General features: G+C 36.9%; 2 protein-coding genes. Both read left to right on the top strand.

Annotation, left to right across the window (positions count from 1 at the left end; all coding sequences use genetic code 11):
- The coding region (locus RT405_RS08020) for a helicase-related protein (RefSeq protein ID WP_313469007.1) at window positions 1-2,344 on the top strand (2,344 nt) is incomplete at its 5' end.
- 99 nt (window positions 2,345-2,443) lie between these two features.
- Window positions 2,444-3,895, top strand: coding sequence for an ATP-binding protein (locus tag RT405_RS08015; protein WP_313469006.1), 1,452 nt, complete (start codon window positions 2,444-2,446; stop codon window positions 3,893-3,895).
- The last annotated feature ends 775 nt before the right edge of the window (window positions 3,896-4,670 follow it).

The raw sequence follows: 4,670 nt of genomic DNA, 5'->3' as shown, positions 1-4,670 counted from the left end.
AACCCCATTTCGCCGAGATAAAAAGGAGATAAATGCAAATCATATTTATAACTATCCTTTGTCGCAGGCATATAGAGACGGTGTTTTCGGTGAGCTAAAATATGTGCCAGTACATGCAGATTCATCTCTTGATTCAGATGTTGCTTTAGCAAAAAAAGGAGAAGAAATCTTTTTAAGGGATGTTCAGAGCGGTTACGATCATTCGTTGATGGTCAGGTGCAGCTCGAAGAAAGAAGCAGAAAGACTATTTGAAAAATACAAAGAGAATACCCAGCTTAGATTAGAAATAGTCGACAGTTCAAAAAGTAGAAATGTCGTTTTAAATACTATCAGAAAGCTTAGAACTAAAGAGATTGATGGCGTTGTTTGTGTGGACATGATGGCCGAAGGATTTGATTTTCCAAATTTAAAAATTGCAGTAATTCATCAGCCGCATAAATCTTTGGCTACGACTCTACAGTTTATCGGCCGCTTTGCCAGAACTACTAGTGATGTATCAATTGGTGAGGCCACATTTATTGCCTTAAAAGATGAAGAATTTATGTTGGAGAATAAACAACTATTTGCATCGGACTCAATTTGGCAAGATATTATTATAGACCTAAGCGAAGAGAAAATTAGTAGGGATATCGAAGAACAAAACTATATGAAATCATTTGACAATCATCTAGTAACTACAAATACACAAGACTTTTCGCTGCATAGCATTCAAACGAATTTTCATGCCAAGGTGTACTATACTACGTTATTCAATTTGGAAGCTAAGTTTCCTGATATTGGTTTAAAAATTGAAAATATAAACATTAACCGAGAAGATAATACTGTTGTTATAGTTGCATCTAGCCGTAAATTACCGAGATGGAGTACAAATGACGGTGTATATTATGATATAGAATATAACTCCTTTATTGTACATTACCAGCAGAAGAATGGTCTTTTATTCATTAATTCTCATATAAAATCGGAGAGTGTGTATGATGCAATTGCAAGTGCCTTTTGTGGGGAGAATAATTATCAGAAAATTCGAATGAGCAGTATTCATCGAGTGTTGAGTGGGTTGCAAAACCATGAAATATTTAATTCTGGTATGGCTAATAGGCTCTCCGAAGGAGAATCGTATAAAATCAGTTCGGGTTCAGATGTAAGTAAAACTATTGACGCTGAGAGTGGCCGAATGTACTCTCCAGGACATGTTTTTTGCAAGGCTGAAGGATTAGAGACATCATCAACGATAGGTTATAGTAGTGGCGCAAAAATTTGGAGTAGTACTTATGGGAATATTCAAGAAATGGTTAAATGGTTTGATATCAATGGTGATAAGATAGTTAATAAGTCTGCACTTGTAAAAACAAATACAAATTACGACTTTTTACCAATGTGGGAAGAACTCATAGAGTTTCCTGAAAATATTTTTATGTGGGACTTTTGTGAGGATAGTTATTTGCACCACCATCATTTGGCAGATAGTGAGGGAAATCGCAAAATAGAGTCAATATTAGATGTTGAGATTGCCATTGAATCAATAGAAGCAACGCAAATTTTATTGAGAGTACAAGGTTTGGGCTTTTCGTATCTAATTAACAGATTGCTAAGTGGGGAATATGTTTCGTTGATGGAAGAAGAGATATTCGTAGCTTGCGGAAGGGATCTTGTACCGTTGTCAAAATATCTAAATGATTTTCCGTTATACTTTTACACTAGTAATTTTGATCTAATTGAAGGTCCTGAAATTAATAGAATCAATCTTGAAATTCCAGCGTTTAATTCGAATAAAATTGTTAAAATTGATTGGGGAAAATATAAAACCGATATTTCCATGGAGTTCAAGAAAAGTTCCTATAATGGGGATGAAAATTCAATTCAGGATACTATTGGAGAGATTCTTCTAAATGAAAATGAGTATGATTATGTTATATTCGATCACACAACTGGTGAAATAGCTGATTATATAGCAATAAAGTTCTCAAACGAAGAGATTTCAATCTGGCTGTTCCATGCCAAAGGAAAAAGCGCAGTTCAGTTTAATTCTTCTGTGGGTGACGTTTACGAAGTGATGGGTCAATCAGTTAAGTCACTAATCTGGTTAAAAAGTAAGGGTGTATTTTTATCGAAGCTGAGAGATAGACAAAAAAGGGGACATGGGAATTTTATAAAGGGAAATATCGAGAAGCTGACAGAAGATCTCAAGAAGAACATACCTATCAGAGGGAAAATTGTTGCTTGTCAACCGGGCATAACTAGTTCGAGTAATCTGCCTGATAAAGTAAGTGAAGTATTGAGCGCGGCAGATATGAAAATTAGAAATTCTGCCGTGGCAAATGAATTTATTGTGTGGGGTAGCTAGAATAGAGATATACTTTTATTTTGAAATAGGCTCAAAGGGAACTACTTATTGGAGTAGACTTTACTAGGCTAGTAATTTGATTTGAGAGGAAGAAACCTATTGGATGCAGAATACATCAAGAGCATAATATTGCTTAAGTTGAAGAACCCTAATGAGGAGTCTATCGTCGAGTTTAAACATAATAATAGTGATTTGAAAGCTATAGGGGAATATATATCTGCCCTATCAAACACGGCAGCTCTAGAAAATTATTCGCAGGCTTTTATGGTGTGGGGAATCAATGATAAAACTCATGAAATTCTAGGCACTAGTTTTTATCCAGAAACTGTTAAAAAAGGAAATGAAGAAATCACCTCTTGGCTTTCACGAAAAATGAATGCTAAAGTTGATTTTGAATTCGTAAGTTTCACTGTGGATGGTAATCATATCACGGTTATGGTTGTTGACCGTGCATTCAGCCAGCCAATAGCATTTGAAGGGGTAGAGTATATCCGTGTTGGGACGTATAAGAAACGCCTGAAGGACTACCCAGAAAAAGAGCGTAAATTGTGGAATGTTTTTCAGAAACTAACGTTTGAAAAGGAATATGCCCTTGAGAATATTCAAATTCAAGACATTCGACAATTGCTTGATGTGGACAAGTATTTTGATTTATTGAAGTTACCCATTCCGGTAGATATGGAATTAATTGTTCAGAACCTTCTTGATGATAACTTATTAAAGAAAGAAAATGGGCTGCTAGGGATAACCAACCTTGGTGCGGTTTTGCTGGGAAAAGATTTGAAGAAATTCTCATCAGTAAAAAGGAAAATGATACGAATCATCCATTATGGAGGTAGGGGGCGAACAGGTGCCATCCATGAAGACATGATTATTAAAGGATATGCAAATGGATTTGAGTCAGCAGTCAGGGCGATAAATAGTATGCTGCCGAGAAGAGAAATTATTGGCGAGGCATTTAGACAGGAACAAAGACTTTATCCAGAGATAGCTATTCGTGAATTGTTGGCAAACACATTAATCCATCAAGACTTTAGTATCAGGGGGACTGGTCCGATGATTGAGATATTCGACGATCGGATCGAATTTTCTAATCCGGGGAATCCGCTGGTTAAAAAAGAGAGATTTCTTGATACCCGACCAAAATCACGAAATGAGGATTTGGCATCTTTGATGAGGAACTTTGATTTGGCTGAGGAACGTGGTAGTGGGTTTGATAAAGTAGTTCGTGCTACTGAAGAGTATAACTTGCCAGCACCGGTGGTCAAGGCGTTGGCTGAGGACACGGTCGTTGTATTATATGGTCCGCGGGACTTTATGGATATGTCTAAAGAGGAACGGTTAGATGCGATGTATCTGCATGCTTCATTGAAGTATGTGGAGAACGACTTTATGACCAATGCAACATTACGCACCAGATTTAAGATGGATAGCAAGAAGAGTTATTTGATTTCACGGCTTATTCGGGATGGATTGGATGCGGAGCTTATTCGAGCGAGTGATCCAGCAGCAAATAATAAAAATATGAAGTATGTACCGTTTTGGGCGTAGTTTCTATGACTTATTAATACTTAAAAAATATCAGAAACCCAAAAAACGTTGATATATCGCTGAAGTTCTCTATGACGCTCATTTGCAATAATAATTTAAACTTGCATGCCAGGATAGTGAATACAGCAATTTTCTATGACATTCGTCGTTCTTTTCACTCAGTATTTCAGAGTAAATGCTGATATAGCAGCAAAATTCTCTATGACGTTCATTTGCAATATTGGAAAATAAGCTACTTCGAAAGCTTTAATAATTGTGAATATGATTAGTTGAACTAAGCGTATTCCAGAGCACCCATCGTGGTTCAAATTGGTTCAACTCCCATCCAATTTCACCCCTTTTTATCCGTTTTCAAGAAAGTTACAAACTAGAAAACGCTGATATAAAGGGATAGGGATGGACTTTCTTTCACGAAACCCCCACTCGCCACATCTCAAAACGTTAATTTTACGTTATATATTATCAAAAGAGATCTGCTCATATGGCAGTTCTCTTTTTTTATAGAAATAGAATAGGTTTTATAAGAATTGTAGGAAAATAGAGAAGAACTGTCTAGTAAAGCCGTTCTAGCGAACAAAAGCAGCGGAGAACAGTGGTGAACTGTCTGGTAGCGGCGGTCTAGCGAACAAACACATCGGATAACAGTGATGAATTGTCTGGTAGAGCCGGTCTAGCGAACAAACGCATCGGATAACAGTAGTGAGTTGTCTGGTAGCGGCAGTCTAGTGAACAAACACATCGGATAACAGTAGTGAGTTGTCTGGTAGCGGCGGTC

This window comes from Carnobacterium sp., from assembly GCF_032094055.1.
In the GTDB taxonomy this organism is placed as follows: domain Bacteria; phylum Bacillota; class Bacilli; order Lactobacillales; family Carnobacteriaceae; genus Carnobacterium_A.
Note: the sequence above shows the minus strand (reverse complement) of the source record. Positions and strands in the feature narration are given on the sequence as shown.